Source organism: Thermomonas sp. (assembly GCF_025993755.1).
GTDB lineage: Bacteria > Pseudomonadota > Gammaproteobacteria > Xanthomonadales > Xanthomonadaceae > Thermomonas.
Window position 1 is genome coordinate 13,648 of record NZ_JAMQHN010000002.1, and the last position, 17,559, is coordinate 31,206.

18 protein-coding genes are annotated in these 17,559 nt (G+C 68.4%); 9 read left to right on the top strand and 9 right to left on the bottom strand.

Annotated features, from left to right (window positions below; genetic code table 11):
- Nucleotides 1-19: 19 nt before the first annotated feature.
- The 5 genes from Q0X16_RS00065 (at nucleotide 20) to Q0X16_RS00085 (ending at nucleotide 5,648) form a co-directional block, all read left to right on the top strand.
- A complete protein-coding gene (locus Q0X16_RS00065; RefSeq protein ID WP_297829218.1) occupies nucleotides 20-772 on the top strand; it encodes a helix-turn-helix domain-containing protein in 753 nt (250 codons plus the stop codon).
- A gap of 85 nt (nucleotides 773-857) precedes the next feature.
- Nucleotides 858-2,108, top strand: coding sequence for an NnrS family protein (locus Q0X16_RS00070; protein WP_297829221.1), 1,251 nt, complete (start codon nucleotides 858-860; stop codon nucleotides 2,106-2,108).
- Between the two features lie 13 nt (nucleotides 2,109-2,121).
- Nucleotides 2,122-2,523, top strand: a complete 402-nt coding sequence (locus tag Q0X16_RS00075) for a SirB2 family protein (protein ID WP_345780270.1) — start codon at nucleotides 2,122-2,124, stop codon at nucleotides 2,521-2,523.
- Between the two features lie 22 nt (nucleotides 2,524-2,545).
- Nucleotides 2,546-4,516 carry a pyridoxal-dependent decarboxylase gene (locus Q0X16_RS00080; RefSeq protein ID WP_297829224.1) on the top strand — a complete coding sequence of 657 codons (1,971 nt, stop codon included), beginning with the start codon at nucleotides 2,546-2,548 and terminating at the stop codon, nucleotides 4,514-4,516.
- Between the two features lie 31 nt (nucleotides 4,517-4,547).
- A complete protein-coding gene (locus Q0X16_RS00085; protein WP_297829227.1) occupies nucleotides 4,548-5,648 on the top strand; it encodes a pyridoxal-phosphate dependent enzyme in 1,101 nt (366 codons plus the stop codon).
- A gap of 56 nt (nucleotides 5,649-5,704) precedes the next feature.
- Here Q0X16_RS00085 and rlmH read toward each other — a convergent pair whose 3' ends face one another.
- The 6 genes from rlmH to leuS all read right to left on the bottom strand — a co-directional run bounded on the left by rlmH (nucleotide 5,705) and on the right by leuS (nucleotide 11,742).
- The gene (gene rlmH / locus Q0X16_RS00090; protein ID WP_297829230.1) at nucleotides 5,705-6,175 is read right to left on the bottom strand and encodes a 23S rRNA (pseudouridine(1915)-N(3))-methyltransferase RlmH; all 471 of its coding nucleotides are present in this window, start codon (nucleotides 6,173-6,175) and stop codon (nucleotides 5,705-5,707) included.
- A gap of 40 nt (nucleotides 6,176-6,215) precedes the next feature.
- Nucleotides 6,216-6,611, bottom strand: coding sequence for a ribosome silencing factor (gene rsfS, locus Q0X16_RS00095; RefSeq protein ID WP_297829233.1), 396 nt, complete (start codon nucleotides 6,609-6,611; stop codon nucleotides 6,216-6,218).
- Nucleotides 6,608-7,303: a nicotinate-nucleotide adenylyltransferase gene (nadD, locus tag Q0X16_RS00100; protein ID WP_297829236.1), complete on the bottom strand. Its 696-nt coding sequence runs from the start codon at nucleotides 7,301-7,303 to the stop codon at nucleotides 6,608-6,610. The genes rsfS and nadD overlap by 4 nt, the downstream gene beginning before the upstream one ends.
- Before the next feature lie 5 nt (nucleotides 7,304-7,308).
- Nucleotides 7,309-8,346 (bottom strand): DNA polymerase III subunit delta, encoded by a 1,038-nt coding sequence (gene holA / locus Q0X16_RS00105; RefSeq protein ID WP_297829239.1) that lies wholly within the window; start codon nucleotides 8,344-8,346, stop codon nucleotides 7,309-7,311.
- 55 nt (nucleotides 8,347-8,401) lie between these two features.
- Entirely contained in the window at nucleotides 8,402-8,917 is a 516-nt protein-coding gene (gene lptE, locus Q0X16_RS00110; RefSeq protein ID WP_297829242.1) for an LPS assembly lipoprotein LptE, read from the bottom strand.
- An 86-nt stretch (nucleotides 8,918-9,003) separates the two neighbouring features.
- Nucleotides 9,004-11,742, bottom strand: coding sequence for a leucine--tRNA ligase (gene leuS, locus Q0X16_RS00115; RefSeq protein WP_297829245.1), 2,739 nt, complete (start codon nucleotides 11,740-11,742; stop codon nucleotides 9,004-9,006).
- Nucleotides 11,743-11,837: 95 nt separating this feature from the next.
- On the opposite strand from leuS, the gene Q0X16_RS00120 reads away from it, so the two are divergent.
- Nucleotides 11,838-12,089, top strand: a complete 252-nt coding sequence (locus Q0X16_RS00120; protein ID WP_297829248.1) for a SemiSWEET transporter — start codon at nucleotides 11,838-11,840, stop codon at nucleotides 12,087-12,089.
- Here Q0X16_RS00120 and Q0X16_RS00125 read toward each other — a convergent pair.
- Genes Q0X16_RS00125 through Q0X16_RS00135 form a run of 3 tightly spaced genes read right to left on the bottom strand, consistent with a single transcriptional unit; the run spans nucleotide 12,037 to nucleotide 13,554 of the window.
- A complete protein-coding gene (locus Q0X16_RS00125) occupies nucleotides 12,037-12,654 on the bottom strand; it encodes a DUF998 domain-containing protein (protein WP_297829250.1) in 618 nt (205 codons plus the stop codon). The genes Q0X16_RS00120 and Q0X16_RS00125 overlap by 53 nt on opposite strands.
- 40 nt (nucleotides 12,655-12,694) lie before the next feature.
- A complete protein-coding gene (locus tag Q0X16_RS00130; protein ID WP_297829253.1) occupies nucleotides 12,695-12,910 on the bottom strand; it encodes a helix-turn-helix transcriptional regulator in 216 nt (71 codons plus the stop codon).
- Complete coding sequence (locus Q0X16_RS00135; RefSeq protein ID WP_297829256.1) at nucleotides 12,907-13,554, bottom strand: hypothetical protein; 648 nt, start codon at nucleotides 13,552-13,554, stop codon at nucleotides 12,907-12,909. Before Q0X16_RS00135 ends, Q0X16_RS00130 begins: the two co-directional genes overlap by 4 nt.
- A 134-nt stretch (nucleotides 13,555-13,688) precedes the next feature.
- Between Q0X16_RS00135 and trxA the strand changes: the two genes are divergently transcribed.
- The 3 genes from trxA to Q0X16_RS00150 all read left to right on the top strand — a co-directional run bounded on the left by trxA (nucleotide 13,689) and on the right by Q0X16_RS00150 (nucleotide 17,367).
- Nucleotides 13,689-14,564 (top strand): thioredoxin, encoded by an 876-nt coding sequence (trxA, locus tag Q0X16_RS00140; RefSeq protein WP_297829259.1) that lies wholly within the window; start codon nucleotides 13,689-13,691, stop codon nucleotides 14,562-14,564.
- An 84-nt stretch (nucleotides 14,565-14,648) separates the two neighbouring features.
- On the top strand, nucleotides 14,649-16,661 hold the full coding sequence (locus tag Q0X16_RS00145) for a bifunctional serine/threonine-protein kinase/formylglycine-generating enzyme family protein (RefSeq protein ID WP_297829262.1): 2,013 nt from the start codon (nucleotides 14,649-14,651) through the stop codon (nucleotides 16,659-16,661).
- A 31-nt stretch (nucleotides 16,662-16,692) separates the two neighbouring features.
- On the top strand, nucleotides 16,693-17,367 hold the full coding sequence (locus tag Q0X16_RS00150; RefSeq protein ID WP_297829265.1) for a DUF502 domain-containing protein: 675 nt from the start codon (nucleotides 16,693-16,695) through the stop codon (nucleotides 17,365-17,367).
- Nucleotides 17,368-17,559 lie beyond the last annotated feature (192 nt).

The window sequence follows — 17,559 nt, forward strand, 5'->3', positions numbered from 1 at the left end:
CTCCGGAATCGACTTCGCGATGAGCAATCTGCCGTTTCCACGGCTCAGTCCGCAGGTCATGGCGGACGATGGCGACGCGCTGACGTTCTGCTCGACCTGCGCGTTCTCGCACGCCTGCCTGTCGCGCGGGATGGACAAGTCCGCGCTGCGCGAACTGCACGTGCTGGTCGAGCACGTCGGGCCGTTCCACGTCGGCGATTTCATCTTCCGCGAAGGCGAGCCGTTCGAAGCGATCGCCGCGGTGCGCGCCGGCTCGGTGAAAACCCGGGTCATCGACCGCGACGGCCACGAGCACGTGCTCGGTTTCTACTTCCCGGGCGAAGTGGTGGGTTTGAGCGCGATCGACGGACACCGCTACCCCTGCGACGCCATCGCGCTGGACACGGTGATGCTGTGCCGGTTCTCGTTCCCGAAAATCTCGGTGCTGGCCGCGCGGGTTCCCGGAATCCAGAGCGAACTGTTCCGCCTGCTCAGCCGCGACATCGGCCGCGCCACCCTGCTCGCCGGCGACTGGTCCTCCGACCAGCGCGTGGCCGCATTCCTGGTGGGCATGTCGCGGCGGCTGGCCGCGCGCGGGTTCTCCGCCTCGCGCTTTGCACTGACCATGGCCCGCACCGACATCGCCAACTACCTGCGGCTGGCGCCGGAAACGGTCAGCCGGGTGTTGCGGCGAATGCAGAACGACGGCCTGCTGGCGGTGGATCGGCGCGACGTCGAACTGGTCGATCTGCCCCGCCTCGAAGCGCTGGCTGCGCCGGTTCTGCGGGAGTGATCCCAACCATCGCAGCGCCGCCGCGTTTGCGCGAATGACCTGAATCAATGCCACGAAACTTGCCGCGCGCGACACTGGACGCCTCATGAATACGCCCGCACAGCCCCAATCGGGGGCCGGATTCTCGTTCGCCCTGCTCGCCGTCAAACCCCACCGCATCCTGTTCTTCGCCGGCGCGCTCAACGTGCTGCTGGCGATGAGCTGGTGGCTGCTGTGGCTGATCGACACCCGCTGGCATCTCATCGGCCTGCCCGGCAGGACGCCCTACGGCGGCTGGGTCCACGCCTTCGTCATGCAGTACCAGTTGTTCCCGCCGTTCATGTTCGGCTTCCTGCTGACGACCTTCCCGCGTTGGATGGGTTTCCCCGATCTCAGACGCGCCCACTACTTGCCGGTAGGGCTGGGGCTGCTCGGTGGCCAGGTGCTGGTGATCGCCGGCATGCTGACCGGGTTCAATCATTTCGTGCATCTTGGCGTGGTGCTCTCGATCCTTGGCTGGGGCTACGGGTTGATCCAGCTGCTGCGGGTGCTGTTGGCCGAACGCCGCGCCGGCAAGGGGCCGACCTGGCACGCGTGGTCGTGCTTCACCGCGTTGGGCATCGGATGGATCGGGCTGCTGCTGATGGCGGCCTTCCTGCACGGCGTCGGCCCGTGGGCGGTGTTCGTTTCGATCAAACTGGGCACTTTCGCGGTGCTGCTGCCGGTCTATTCGACCGTCGCCCACCGCATGTTCCCGTTTTTTGCCGGCAATGTGGTGCCCGGCTACCGTCCGTGGCGCCCGCTGGGCCTGCTGGCCGCGCTGTGGGGGCTGCTGCTGGCCCACCTCGCGCTGGAACTGACCCATGAAAACGCCTGGATGTGGCCGGTCGATGCGGCGATGGCGCTGGGCAGCGCCTACGTGCTGTACCGCTGGTGGCCGCGCGGCAAGTCGCCGGGCATCCTGTGGGTGCTGTTCGCCGGCTTCGCCTGGCTGCCGGTGGCCTTCACCCTGTTCGCCATCCAGAGTGCAGCGCTGGCTACCGGCGGCGAGTTCATCCTCGGCCGCGGGCCGCAGCACGCGATCTACATCGGCTTCTTCGGCAGCCTGCTGGTGGCGATGGTGACCCGCGTCACCCAGGGCCATTCCGGGCGCCCGATCGAGATGCCGGCCGTGGGCTGGTTCGCCTTCGCGCTCCTGCAACTGGTCGCCCTGACCCGCATCGCCGCCGAGGCCGCGCCAGACACCTACGTCTGGCAAACCGTGGCCGCCGCCGGCTGGCTGATCGCCTTCCTGCCCTGGGCGCTGCGTTCGCTGTCGATCTACCTGCATCCGCGCGCCGACGGCAAGCCGGGCTGATGCCGGGATTGCAATGGCGCTGATCGAGTTCTACCCGCAGATCAAGTGGGTGCACGTGCACGCGGTGCAGTGCAGCGGGCTGATCTTCGCGCTGCGCTGTGGCGCCGCCCTGCTCGGCGCGAAATGGCCACAGCGCCCGCTGCCGAAATACGGCAGCTATCTGGTCGATACGACCCTGCTGGCCACCGGCATCACCCTGATCGCGATCCTGCCCTGGGGCGTGTTCGCCAACGGCTGGCTTGCCGTCAAGCTGCCGCTGGTGGTCGTCTACGTCATTCTCGGCGTCTTCGCGATGCGCCCCAGGCGCACGCGGCCGGTGCGGTTTGCCTTCTATCTGGCGGCGCTGGCCACCTTCGGCTTCATCTACGGCATCGCCCGGATGCACAATCCACTGGGCTGGCTGCTGCTTTTCTGAACTTCTGCTTGAGGACACCGCAATGGCCGCGACACCCTCCGAGTCCGACCAAGGCGACAGGCACGATCCATTCGATGCTCCGCGCCAGCACATGCTGGACGCCTGCTTCCTCGGGCCGTACGCGCAGAACGACACCCTGCTGGAAAAGCTGGTCGTCGAATTCCTGCGCGATCACGTCTACTGGCGCCGCAATTTCCATCCCGAAGACCCGCTGGCGATCTCCACCACCGCCGCGCTGCATCCCGACTACCTCGCCTTCGAGGCGAAGACGCGACGCGAACTGCACCTGCTGTCGGCGGCGCTGAAGAAATCCGTCCCCTTCCACAGCCCGCGCTACATCGGCCACATGGCCTCGGACCTGCTGCTGCCGGGGCTGGCGGCGCAGATCCTGACCCTGCCCTACAACCCGAACAACGTCACCGAAGACACCGCGCCGGTGACCGTGGACCTGGAGGTCAAGGTCGGCCTGCAGTTGGCGCGGATGCTCGGCTACGCCAACGATCCATCGCGCCCCGACTGCGCCTTCGGCCACCTGACCTCGGGCGGCACCGTCGCCAACTACCAGGCGCTGCGGCTGGCGCTGGCGCAAAAAGCCTTCCCGGTGGCGCTGCGCGCGGCCGGCATCGGCGACCTCGGCCTGCCCGAGGACGACTGGGCCGCCTTCAACCTGCACCCGCGGGAGGCGACCGCGCTGGTCGACCGCTGGGGCCGCTGGCTGGCACAGGCTTCCCACTCCGACCGCCGCCGCTGGCAGGCGCGGGTGGAGGGCGAGCGCCTCGAACAGCGCGGGCTGGTGGACTTCTTCGCCGTCCACCCCACGCTGAAGGTGCCCAAGGTGCTGGCACCGGTGACCGCGCACTACTCCTGGAGCAAGGGCTGCAAGCTGCTCGGCCTCGGCCGCGGCCAGCTCGAAAGGCTCACCGAGCGCGGCATGCGGATCGACCCGGAAGCGATGGAGGCGACGCTGGAACGCTGCCTGCGCGAGCGCCAGCCGGTCCTGATGGCGGTGGCCGTTCTGGGCACAACCGAGTACGGCACCGTCGACCCGATCGACGCCGTGGTCGCCGCGCGCGAGCGCTTCGCGGCGCGCGGCCTGGGCTACGCCGTCCACGTCGACGCCGCCTGGGGCGGCTACCTCGCCACCCTGTTCCGCAACGAGGACGGCAGCCTGCGCCCGCGCGACGAGATTGCGCGCGATTTCGAAAGCTTCCCTTCGCCCGGCGTCCATGCCGCCATCGCGGCGCTGGGCGAGACCGATTCGGTCACCGTCGATCCGCACAAACTCGGCTATCTGCCCTACGGCGCCGGCGCGTTCGTCTGCCGCGACCACCGCACCACCGCCCTGCTCACCGAGGCGGCGGACTACGTGTTTCACGGCGAGGCGGCGCCGGATTACATGACCCGCTACCGCCGCCTCGGCCAACTGATCCCGGAAGGCTCCAAGTCCGGCGCCGCCGCCGCCGCAGTCTACGTCACCCATCGCGTGCTGCCGCTGGACCAAGCCCACTTCGGCCGGCTGCCGGCGCAGACCGTTCGTGCGGCCGAGCACTTCCGCGCCCGCGCGCAGCGCTTCGCCCGCGATAACGCCGACGTCGTCCACGCGCTGATGCCCTTCGACCCGGACAGCAACCTGGCCTGCCTGGCCCTGAATCCCGCAGGCAACCGCTCGGTGGCTGTCGCCAACGCCTTCGTCCGTCGCCTGCACGACGAGTTGCGCATCGATCCGCGCCATCCGGTGCAGGACAAGCAGTTCTTCGCCTCCGCCACGACCCTCAAGCCGGAAGCGCTGGGCGAGGAAGGCCTGCGGCGCATCTTCGCCACCCTCGGGCTGGATTCGGCGACGCTGGATGAGGACAACGACAAACTTGTCCTCCTGCGCCACACCCTGATGAATCCGTACCTGATCGACCACGAGAACGGCATCAGCTACATCGACCTGTATTTCGACCATCTCGCCCTGCGCGTGCGGGCGCTGCTGGCGGGCACGTCTTGAGCGCAGCCGCGCTTGCGGCAACCATGGGCAAATGAATAGCGATTCTCCAACCCGACCCGACGCTCGCGAACGCGACTGGGTGCACGCCGCGCTGGCGCTGCTCGAGCAGGAAAGCGCGCGTTCGGCTGACACCCACCTGCTGCGGCTGGATTTCCCCGGCTTCCCCGGCATCGCCTTCTACTTCAAGGACGAGGCCAGCCACCCGACCGGCAGCCTCAAGCACCGGCTGGCGCGATCGCTGTTCCTGTACGCGCTGTGCAACGGGCGGCTGCGCCAGGGCCAGACCGTGGTCGACGCCTCCTCCGGCAGCACCGCGATTTCCGAAGCCTGGTTCGCGCGCCTGCTCGGCCTGCCCTTCATCGCGGTGATGCCGGCCTGCACGGCGCCCCAGAAAATCCACGCGGTGCAGGCGCTGGGCGGCCGCTGCGATCTGGTCGAGGACCCGGCGCAGGTCCACGCCCGCGCCGCGCGGCACGCCGCCGAAGGCGCCTGCCACCTCGACCAGTTCGGGCTGGCCGAGCGCGCCACCGACTGGCGCGGCAACAACAATATCGCCGAGTCGATCATCGGCCAGATGCGCCGCGAGGCGCAGCACGAACCGACCTGGATCGTCTGCGGCGCCGGCACCGGCGGCACCTCGGCCACCATCGGCCGCTACCTGCGCTACCGGCGGCTGGCCACCCGGCTGTGCGTGGCCGAGCCGACCGGCAGCGGCTACGTGCACGGCTGGCGCACGCGCGACCGCAACGCCGTGGCCAGCCGTCCGACCGTGATCGAAGGCATCGGCCGCCCGAAGGTGGAGCCGGGCTTCCTGTTCGACGTGGTCGATGCCGTGGTCGAGGTCGATGACGCCGCTTCGATCGCGGCCGCCATGCAACTGGAAACGCTCCTCGACTCGCGCTATGGCGGCTCCTCCGGCACCAACTTCGCGGCCTGCCTCACGCTGGCCACGCGGATGCGCGACGCCGGCGAGCGCGGCAGCATCGTCAGCCTGCTGTGCGACCGCGGCAAGCGCTATTGCGACACCCTGTTCGATGCCGGCTGGCGCCGAGACCACGGCATCGAGATCGCGCCGTGGCAGGCCGCGATCGCCAAGGCGCTGGAGAGCGGGACGCTGGTTCCACCCGGCTGATCGCCGGTACCGGGCCGCGCACTGGATCCACGCCGCTCCGGCTCGGGGTCGCCGGATCAACCGCGGTGGTAGGGATGGTTGGCCAGCAGCGCGCAGGCGCGATAGAGCTGTTCCGCCAGCACCAGCCGCACCAGCATGTGCGGCAGGGTCAGGGGGCCAAGCGACCAGCGTTCATCGGCGCGCGCCAGCACCTCGGGCGCGTGGCCTTCGGGGCCACCGACCAGGAAGGCAAGATCGCGCCCCTGTCCGCGCCAGTGCTCCACGCGCTCCGCGAGTTGTTCGGAAGAATGCATCCGGCCGCGCCCGTCGAGCGCGACCACCCACGCATTTTTCGGCAGCGCGGCCAGCACGCGCGCGCCTTCGTCGCCCATCGCCCGCGCGGTGTCGCGTCCCTTGCCGCGCACGCCGGGCTCGATTTCGACGAGGTCAAGCGGCAGCCAGTGCGACAGTCGCTTGCGGTATTCGGCACAGCCTTCGGCGACCCAGCCGGGCGGATGTTCGCCGACCGCGATCAGGCGGGCCTTCATCGCCGTTCAATCCGGCCAGTGGCGGCCACGCCCGTGCGGCTCAGGCATCCGCGCCCGGCGGCTGGTCGCCCACCGTCCACAGCCGCTCCAGCGCATAGAACTCGCGCACCCGCGGCAGCATGACGTGGACCACGACATCGCCGAGGTCCACCAGCACCCATTCGGCTTCGCGCTCGCCCTCGACGCCGAGCGGCATCACGCCGAGCTTCTTGGCGAACTGCACCACCTCGTCGGCCGCCGACTTCACGTGCCGGGTCGAAGTGCCCGACGCCACGACCATGAAATCGCAGACACTGCTCCGGCCCCGCACGTCGATTTCCACCACATCCTTGGCCTTGAGTTCCGCAAGCCCGGCATGCACGGCTTCGAGCAGGGCATCCGCCGGCGGTGGCGGGACGGGGAGAGTGGGTTTGATGACTTGGGCGGCAGTGGTCAAGGGCAATCGCTCGATGGGGTTGGGGGCAGTATAGCCGCGGAAGCGCCGTACAAGCCCTGCCGGACGATCTCGGACGCGACCGCCGCCGGCAGCCAATCGCGCCACCCGGGATCGCGCAGCGCGATTCGCCGGCGCAGTTCGCTGGACGATTCGATGCGCAGTTGCGGCAGTTCCAGCAGTGCGAACCAGCCCGCCGGCGATTCCGCCAATGCCTCCGGGTCGCGCTGGCGCGGAGCGATCTCGGCCAGCACTTCCGGCGCCCCGGCGTGCAGCGCATCCGCGTCCAGAGCGAAGCCCGGGCGGGCGACCGCGAGGAGATGCGCCAGTTCGAACAGCCGTTTCCAGCGGCTCCAGCTGTGCAGCTGGCCCAGCGAATCGGCGCCGACCAGCCAGGCGATCGCCGCCTCCGCGCCCAGCTCGGCGCGCAGTTCACTCAAGGTATCGACCGTCCAGGACGGCCCCGGCCGCGCCAGCTCACGCCGATCCACCCGCAGTCCCGGTTCGCCGGCGATCGCCAGTTCCAGCATCCGCGCGCGCTGCTCCGCATCGGCGCCGGTCGGCGGCTTGTGCGGCGGGTCGCGCGCCGGCACCAGCGCCACGTCGGACTGCAGCCGGTCGCGGGCCGCGCGCGCAATGGCCAGGTGCCCGTTGTGCACGGGATCGAAACTGCCGCCGTAATACACCCGAAGCATGCAGCTCAGGCCAGCAGGCGCAGCGCGCCGCGCTCGGCGATGGCCAGCAGCAGGCGTTCCAGCTGCAGCCAGGCATCGAAGGACTCCTGGCCCGGACGCACCCGCCCCTTCGAAATCCGGTCCACGGCGCCCGCCTCGCGCAGGAGCTGCTGCCAGCGTTCGGGGGGATGCCGCGACAGCGCGCGCTTGTACACGGCCTGCTTGGACTCCCAGATCCGCTGCGCCTTGCACTCGGCGGCGAAATTGCGCGCCCGCGACAGGGCCAGCACCGTGGTCAGCTCCTTCACCAGCATTCCCATCAGCGCGGGAATCACGCCACCTTCCGCGCGCAGACCGGCGAGGATGCGCGAGACCTGCGCGGTTTCGCCGCCGAGCGCCGCATCGGTAAGGCGGAACACGTTGAAGCGCGCGGAATCCGCGACCAGCGTTTCCAGCCGCGCCGCGTCCAGCGTTCCGGTCTCGCCCTGCAGCAGCAGCGCAAGTTTGTCGATTTCCTGCGCGGCGGCCAGAAGATTGCCTTCCACCCGCTGGGCGAGATGGGCAACCGCCTCCGGACTGGCCTTCAGCCCGCGCTGGCGCAGGCGATGGCCGACCCAACTCGGCAGTTCGTGCGGTTTGACCGGCCAGACCACCGTCACATGGCCGGCCTTGGCGATCGCCTCGCTCCATTTGCCCGCATGCGATTTTGACCAGTCCCCAGCCACCACCAGCAGGGTGACGTCGGACGGCGGATCGGCGCAGAACCTGGCGATCCGCTTGGCGCCGTCCTGCCCGGGTTTGCCCGTCGGCAGCCTCGCCTCGATCAGCCGGCGGCTGGCGAACAGACTGGGGGCATGGATCGTCGCCTCGAGCGCGTCCCAGTCGGAATCGCGTCCCTCCAGTTCGTAGACCTCGCGCTCGGTCACGCCCTGCGCGCGTGCGGCGGCGCGGATCGCGTCCGCAGCTTCAAGCACCAGCAAGGTCTCGCTGCCTGCCACCAGATAGACCGGACGCAGCGGTTCGGCCTGCAGCTGGGCGTTCAGGCGATCGGCATTCAGTTCCACGGCTGCCGGCGCCGGCGCGGCGCGACCGTTCCCATCGACGATGCCCGCGCCCTGGTCACTGCACGACCTCCCCGGCGCTCGTCGTCACCGCATCGACCCGGCGCAGAATGGCGGTTGCCATTTCCCGCTGCAGTTCCTGAACCAGCCGCTCGCGCTCGCTGAGCCTGCCCACCGAATCAAGCACCGGCGTGAGGTAATCGCGCGACAGCTCGACCGCCTGCTGCGGCACCGCCACGCTGCCGTCGGCACGCTTCAGGCTGAACACGACCGCGTAGCGCAGCATGTATTCCTGCGCGCGGCCCAGCGGGTCATTGCTGATGGGGGTGTCGGCCCAGTGTTCGGAAACGATCTGCAAGGTCGCGACGTTCTCGCCGTCGGCCGCGGTCGCCGCCTGCGCGCCGGCGCGGCGCAGGCCCTGCGCCAGCAGGTCGCCGAGCGGGCTGTAGCGGTCGGAAGCGAGCACCCGAACCGGCCCGAGGTGGGCCGGCAGATTCAACGCGCCGCGCAGGTGGAAGCCGCAGCCGGCGAGCAGCGCCGCAATCAGGGTCAGGACGACGAGGCGAAGTTTCATCAGGCGCAGTCTAGCTTGTCCGAGGGCCGCCTGTCCGGGCCAGTCGCAGTCGTCGCGGTGGAATCCAGGCGCATCCGATCGTAACCTCAGGCCACCACGTTGACGATCTTCCCCGGCACCACGATGACCTTGCGCGGCGCGATCCCGCCCAACTGCGCCGCCACGGCGGGCAATGCCAATGCAGCCGCTTCGATCGCTTCGCGGGTGGCTTCCGGCGGCATCTCCAGCGTGCCGCGCAGCTTGCCGTTCACCTGCACCGCCAGCGTGACGGCATCGCGCACCAGCGCGGAAGGATCGGACTGCGGGAACGGCAGGTTTTCCAGCAGCGTTTCGGGATGGCCCAGCACCTGCCACAACGCGTGGCTGATGTGCGGGGTGATCGGATTGAGCAGCAGGACGATCGCCTCGAAGGCCTCGTGGCGCACCGCCCGCCCCTGCGCGCTGGCGTCGTTGAACTTGCCGACCGCGTTCAGCAATTCCATCAAGGCGGCGATCGCGGTATTGAAGGCATGCCGGCGGCCGAAATCGTCGCCCACCTTCTGGATGGTCGCGTGGGTCTGCCGGCGCAAGGCCTTCTGGGCGGCATCGAGCTGCGTGGCATCGACTTCGGGATGATCCGGCTGGCCGGCATGCGCGTGCACATCGCGCCACAGCCGACGCAGGAAGCGCGCCATGCCCTCGACCCCGGCTTCGCTCCACTCCAGCGACTGCTCCGGTGGCGCGGCGAACATCGAGAACAGGCGCACGGTATCGGCGCCGAACTTGTCCACCAGCAGCTGCGGATCGACGCCGTTGTTCTTCGACTTCGACATCTTCTCGGTGCCGCCGATCTTCACCGGCTGGCCGTCGTCCAGCAGCGTCGCGCCGGTGATGTGTCCCTTGTCGTCGCGCTGCAGCGCGACGTCGGCGGGATTGATCCACTGCTTCGCGCCGTTGCCGTCCTCGCGGTAGAAAGTGTCGGCGATCACCATACCCTGGGTCAGCAGGCGCGCCGCCGGCTCGTCGCTGCGGACAAGGCCCGCGTCGCGCAGGAGCTTGTGATAGAAGCGGAAATACATCAGGTGCAGGATCGCGTGCTCGATCCCGCCGATGTATTGATCGACCGGCAGCCAGTAGTTCGCGCGATCGTCCACCATGTCGGCCGCGCCCGGCGCCGTGTAGCGCGCGTAGTACCAACTCGATTCCATGAAGGTGTCGAAGGTGTCGGTTTCGCGCTCGGCCGGTTTGCCGCAGTTCGGGCAGGCGGTCTTGCGCCACTCGAGGTCGGACTTGATCGGCGAATGCACGTCGCCCGAGGCGAAAGCATCGGCCACGTCCTCCGGCAGCAGCACCGGCAACTGGTCTTCGGGGACCGGCACGGCGCCGCAAGACGGGCAGTACACCACCGGGATCGGGCAGCCCCAGTAGCGCTGGCGCGACACGCCCCAGTCGCGCAGGCGGAAGTTGACCTTGCGCCGGCCGCGGCCAAGGGCTTCGAGCTTCGCCGCGATCGCGTCGAAGGCGGCATCGAAATCGAGGCCGTTGAATTCGCCGGAATTGATCAGCCAGCCGTGCTCGGTCTGCGCCGCGTCCTCGTCGATGCCGCGCAGGTAGTCGCGCACCACCGCCACCGCCGCGTCCGCCTCGAACACGTCGATCGATCGGCGTTCGCCCAGCGCCACCGCCATCGGGTCGTCGTGCTCGTCCAGATGCGATTCCAGTTCTTCCAGCGCGTCGCGGGTGGCCGCATCGACGATCACCGGCTTGACCGGCAGGCCATAGGCCCTGGCGAATTCCCAATCGCGCTGGTCGTGCGCCGGCACCGCCATCACCGCGCCGGTGCCGTAGCCCATCAACACGAAGTTGGCGACATAGATCGGAATGTCCTCGCCGGTCAGCGGGTGCTTCGCCCACTGGCCGGTGGCCATGCCGCGCTTTTCCTGGGTTTCCAGTTCCGCCTCGGACACGCCACCGTGCTTGAGCTCGGCGAGGAAGGCGGCCAATTCAGGATTGTTCCGCGCGGCCTTGAGCGCCAGCGGGTGCTCGCCGGCGATGCTGATGAAGGTGACGCCCATCACCGTATCGGGGCGCGTCGTGAAAACCGTCAGCGGCGCTTGTTCGCCGTCGACCTCGAACTGGATTTCCAGCCCCTCGCTGCGCCCGATCCAGTTGCGCTGCATGGTCTTGACCGAATCCGGCCAGCCTTCGAGCCCGTCCAGTTCGTCCAGCAACTCCTGCGCGTAATCGGTGATGCGCAGGAACCACTGCGGGATCTCGCGCTTCTCCACGACCGCGCCGGTGCGCCAGCCGCGGCCGTCGATCACCTGCTCGTTGGCCAGCACGGTCTGATCCACCGGATCCCAGTTCACCACCGAATTCTTGCGGTAGGCCACGCCCTTCTTCAGCAGGCGCACGAACATGCGCTGTTCGTGGACGTAGTAGTCGGGTTTGCACGTGGCGAACTCGCGGCTCCAGTCGATCGCGTAGCCCAGTGCCTTGAGCTGCGCACGCATATGCTCGATGTTGGCGTAGGTCCACTTCGCCGGCGCGGTCTTGTTTTTGATCGCGGCGTTCTCGGCCGGCAGGCCGAAGGCGTCCCAGCCCATCGGCTGCAGCACGTTGTGACCGGTCATGCGCTTGTGGCGGCTGATGACATCGCCGATGGTGTAATTGCGAACGTGGCCGACGTGCAGCGCGCCGGACGGGTACGGCAGCATCGACAGGCAGTAGTACTTCGGCTTGCCCGACGCCTCGGACACCTCGAAGGCGCGGGTATCGGTCCAGAACTTCTGGGCGGCGGCCTCGACGGCGCGCGGATCGTAAACGGCGGGTTCGGACTCGGACACGGCGGCAGACGCAACCTCGGGAATGATCGGGAAGCCTACCGCAGTGCAGCAAAACCCGCCATGATCGGCGCTGTTCCCGTTTCCGGCACCCGCACATGTCCCTGGAATGGCTCGGCTACCTCGCCGCCACCTGCACCACCCTGTCGTTCGTCCCGCAGGCGATCAAGACCATCCGCAGCCGCGACACCCACGGCATCTCGCTGTGGATGTACATCGTGTTCACCTTCGGGATCGTCTGTTGGTTCGGCTACGGCATCTTCCTCGATTCCTGGCCAATGATCGTCTCCAACGCCATCACCTTCCTGCTGGCGGGCGTGATCCTGCGGATGAAGCTGAAATACGGCTGAAAACCTTTGCCGCCAGCAGCCACCAGCCCAGCCAGAGCGCGAACGCCAGCCGCTGCTCCAGCCCGACCCAGCCGTCGACCGGCGCCAGCACTGCCAAGACCGGCATCAGGCCTGCGGCCAGCAGGCAGGCGGCCGCAAACCCCGCGCCGCGCCGTGCGAACACGCCCAGCAGCAGGGCGCCGGGGACAAAGGCGATCCACCACAACGCCCACACCAGCGCGTGCAGTCGGCTGGCGCCCGCGTCGGGATGCTCAAGGTCCAGCGGCAACGCCCCCTGCAGCGCGAACGCCAGCGCCGACAGCTGGATCAGGGTCATTCCGATCCGCGCGCCCCAGCGGGCATCGCCCAGCGCGGCGCGCAGGTCGCGTCCGAACAGCACGAGGCAAGCACCCGGCAACAGGAACGCGCCGAGGTTGAACAGCCAGGCGCCCGGCAGTCCGCTGGCCCCGCGCAGCGCGACCGGATGGAGGCGATGCGAATACTCGGGCAAACCGACGCCGGCCGCCATCAGCGCCAATGCGAACAGCAAGAGCGCTGCAGCGGCCAGCAGGATTGGCTTCCTCATCGGCGGGCTCCGGCGACATTCGACTGCGGAAGGCTGGACATCATGTCTTGTTCCACTGGAACACCTCCTCGATCCGCACACCCAGCGCATCGGCTATGCGAAAACCCAGCTCCAGCGACGGCGCATAGCGCCCCGCTTCCAGCGCGATGATGGTTTGCCGGGTCACCCCGCAGGCGTCGGCCAGCGCCTGCTGGGTCATCTCGCCGCGCAGGAAGCGCAGCTTGCGAATTTCATTGCTGATCGCGGTGCCACTCATGCCGTCGCCCTGCGATCCCGCCAGTACAGCAGCGCCGTCATCAACTGGTCGAACCACAACCCCCACAGCAGCGCAAACAGCAACATCTGTGCGATGAAGGGATAACTGAACTCGCGCAGGCGCTCGGTATCGGAAAAGCCCAGCAGCACCGCGATACCGATCACGCAGAACGTCGTGGCGAAGCGCCCCCACTGGCTGGCGACCAATTCGATCCGGGTGTCGCGCTCATCCGCCAGCACCTTGCCCGCCCAACGCTGTTTCAGCACCCAGGCCAGCACCAGCCAGGCCACGAACAGGGTGCCGATGTGCTTGCCCACCGCACTGGCCTCAGGGTTGCGGCCAATCGGCACCTGCGACTGGAACACGTCGGCATTCAGCAGGCTGGACGCGATCACCGCCCCCACGAAGGCCACCCCGACCCAGGCCTGCCATTCGCCATGGGCGATCGCCGCTTCGTCATCGCTGTGCGGGATGCGATGCAAGGCATCCACGCAAAACCAGGTCGCGGCGACGAAAAGCACGCTGCCTACCCAACCCAGGGGCAGCCCCAGGTCGCGGTAGTCGCCACCGAAAAACAAGGCCAAGCCCAGACCCGCCAGCAACAGGCAGGCAATCAGTTGCGAGCGCGGAGACAGATGCAGCATGAACGTAAACTCCACCGGACGAAATGTAATGTATATATGACATCTTCGGTTCGTTATGTCAACTGTTTTTTACATCACTTGTTAATCCGCACCGCCGCCGCCATCTCCCATTCATTCCCCAAAGCGACGCCACCATGACCGATGCCAGCCATCCGCACGTATTCGACGCCACCGCCGCCCGCTTCGAAGAGGACGTGATCGCGCGTTCCATGCAGGTTCCGGTGCTGGTCGACTTCTGGGCCACCTGGTGCGGGCCGTGCAAGACCCTGGGCCCCGTGCTGGAAAAACTTGCGGCCGACTACAACGGCGCCTTCGAGGTGGCCAAGGTCGATGTCGACAAGGAGCGGGAACTGGCCGCCGCCGTGCAGATCCGCTCGGTGCCCACGGTCATGCTGGTCAAGGACGGGCAGGTCGCCGACGGCTTTTCCGGCGCCCTTCCGGAAGGCCAGCTACGCGAATTCCTCAAGCATCACGGCATCGAGCCGGCGCCACCGTCCGAGCCGGAGAAAGCCGCGCCGGAAACGACGCCGCCGGTCGATCCGCACCGGGAAGCGGTGCGGCTGCGCAAGGCGGTCGAGACCGAACCCGACAATGCCGGGCTGAAACTCGACCTGGCGCTGGCGCTGCTGCAGGTGGGCGCCACCGACGAGGCCGGCAAACTTCTCGACGCCCTGCCCGCCAACCTCGCCACCGACGACCGCGCGGTCAAGGCGCGCGCGCGCCTGGGCTTTGCGGCCCTGCTGCACGACGCGCCACCGGCCGAAGTTCTGGAAGCGGCCATCGCCAACAACCCGGACGACCTGCGCGCCCGGCATCTGCTCGGCGTGCGCCGGATCGTGGAAGGCAACCCCGAGGCCGGGCTGACCCAGTTCATGGAAATGCTCCGCCGCAACCGCAGCTTCGAGGACGGCCTGCCGCGCAAATCCCTGATCGACGCCTTCCGGATCCTCGACGACGAAGACCTGGTCGGTCGCTACCGGCGGCAGATGTCGGCTCTGCTGCTGTCATGACCTCATGCCACCGGCGGGCGTTCACAGTACGCCGGGTCCTGTCGTATCCTCGCGACAATCCGTCATCGATAGACGATCCCAACCTTGGCCACGCAGCAGGGATTCCCGACCATCGCCGGCTACACCCTCCACCGAGTCATCGGCCAGGGGGGCATGTCCATCGTCTATCTGGCCGAGCAGAACTCGCTGGGCCGCAAGGTCGCGCTGAAGGTGATGCTGGCCGACGCGCTGGCCGACGAGGTCAGCCGCGTCCGCTTCGAGAACGAGGCACGCACCATCGCCCGCCTCGAACATCCCAATATCGTCGGCATCCATGACGTCGGCCGCAGCGCCGACGGGCTGCCGTACTACTCGATGTCCTGGCTCTCCCACGGCCATCTGGCCCAGCGCAAGCTGGTGGGCGAACAGCAGCAAGTCGCCGCGATCCTGCGTGCGCTGCTCGGAGCGCTCGACTACGCCCACGTCCGCGGCGTCGTCCATCGCGACGTCAAGGCCGAGAACGTCCTGTTCGACGACGTGGACCGGCCGATGCTGGCGGACTTCGGCATCGCCCAGCAGCGCGGCAGCAATCCACGCCTGACCAGCGAGCGGGTGGCGGTCGGCAGCACCGCCTACATGGCGCCCGAACAGGCGCGCGGCAAGGACGTGGATCGCCGCGCCGATCTCTACAGCATGGGCGTGCTGACGTGGGAAATGCTGACCGGGCACCTGCCCTACAGCGCCGGCGACGCGCTGTCGATGGCGGTCAAGCACGCCCAGGAACCCATACCGCGTCTGCCGCCGAGCCTGAAGCACTGGCAGCCATTGATCGACCGATCGATGGCGAAGAAGCCGGAGGACCGCTTCGCCAGCGCCAACGACATGCTGGCCGCCCTGGACGCGATCGAACAGCGCGCCGGCAAGGCTTTCGGCACGGTCGAAGTGCCCCGCGGCTACACCTATGTCCCGGAAACGCCCGAGCAGAGCGGCGGCAGCAAACGCACGCTGGTGCTAGCCGGTGGCGTGCTCGCGCTGGTCATTGCAGGCGCGTATTTCGGCTGGTCGCGCTGGCATGACGGAACTGCGTCATCGACACCGGAGGCTGGCGCTGCAGCCGCCGAATCCGATCCAGCTCAAGCTCAAACCACCGCAGGATCGGCCACACCGGACCCAGCATCCAGCGCGCTGGATGCGTTTCCCGGCCAGGGCATCGGCGCCTACCTGGCCAATGCCGACCAGCAATTGCGCGAAGGCCAGTTGCTGGCGCCTGCCAACGCGAACGCATGGGACAGCCTCGAAGCCGCCTGGAAGATCAATCCCACCAACCCGATCGTCCAGCACCTGACCGCGCAGATGTTCGATGCGCTGGCCGAAGGCGCCGTGCACGCCGTCCAGGGCGGCGATCCGGCCACCGCACGCAGCTATTTCGAACACGCGCAGTCGCTGGACACGCGGCGCGGCGGCACCGGCGAGGCGATGGTCGCGCTGCGCGCGAAACTGGACGCCGCGCTGGATGCGCGCCTGACCGCATTGCTCGCCAAGCGCGACGCCGCCTCCGCGAACGCGCTGCTGGCCGGAACCGGCTGGATGGGGCTCCCACCTGCACGACGCAGCGCGCTGCTGGCGCGGATCGACGCTCTTTCGGCAACGGCAGCCACCGCCGGCAAGCCTGAGCGCCGTGCCGGCGCCACACCGGCCACAGCCGCCGGCCACGCAACGCCCGCCGAGGCGGCCAGCGTTGCCATCGTCAACGTCACCCGCGCCGAATACGCACGTTTCGCATCCGCAAGCGGACGCGCGCCCGCCGACTGCGGCAAGAAGCTGTTCGGGCGCCGGCCGCGCTGGGACACGACCGGCAGCGACGCCCGACCCGTGGTCTGCGTATCGGCCGCCGACGCCCAGGCCTACGCCAGCTGGCGTAGCGCGCAGGAAGGCAAGCGCTACCGGCTCCCGAGCGCCGGCGAACTGCGCCAGCAGCCGCGCACGCCGGTCGCCGGCTGGGTGACGCTGTGCGCCGATGCCGCCTGCACGCTGCGCATGGCCAGCGGCAAGGCACAGCCCCTCGACGCCTCGCGCGGCTACGACGACATCGGCATTCGCCTGGTTCGCGCCAACTGACGAACCGCATTCCGGCAGGCACAATAAGTTCATGAGCCCCCCGCTTTCGACCGGACAGCGCCTGCAGCGCCTGTTCCTGACCGGCCTGCTCACCCTGCTGCCGCTGTGGCTGACATGGGTGGTGGTCAAGTTCGTGTTCGTCGCCCTGGGCAGCCTCAGCCAGCCACTGGTCGAGCCGATGCTGCAGGATCTCGCCCACGCCAGCCCACGCGCGCTGGGCTGGCTGGTGGCGCCTTGGGTCAAGAGCGCGCTCGCGCTGGTCGCCACCGTCGCCACGATCCTGCTGGTCGGCTGGCTGGCGCGGCGCGTGGTCGGCCAGCGGCTGCTGCGCTGGTTCGAAGCGCTGATTGCGCACATCCCGCTGGCCAGCACCATCTACGGCAGCGCACGCAAGTTGCTCGACATTCTCCAGACCAAGCCGGACGGCACCCAGCGCGTGGTCCTGATCGATTTCCCGCACAACCAGATGAAGACGCTCGGTTTCGTCACCCGGGTCATGCGCGAGCAGGGCAGCGGCCGCGAACTGGCCGCCGTGTATGTCCCGACCACGCCCAACCCGACCTCGGGCTATCTGGAAATCGTCCCGGTCGAGAAGATCACGCCCACCGACTGGACGGTCGACCAGGCCATGAGCTTCATCATCAGCGGCGGCGCCGTCGCGCCCGATGCCATTCCATTTGCGGCACCGGAGCGCACCCCGGATTGATCGCCAGCGGCACGTCATGAAATGCCGGAGGTCATGATTCCGGTCAAGGCACCCGCCACGATGCGTGGTCAGGATGCCCGCTTCCCTGTCGCCCCACTTCCACTGGAGACACCATGCTGTTCGATGTCATTGGCCTCGTTGATGAGTCCACCGCCCGCACCATCGCTTTCGCCGTGCACGCGCTTGATCCGC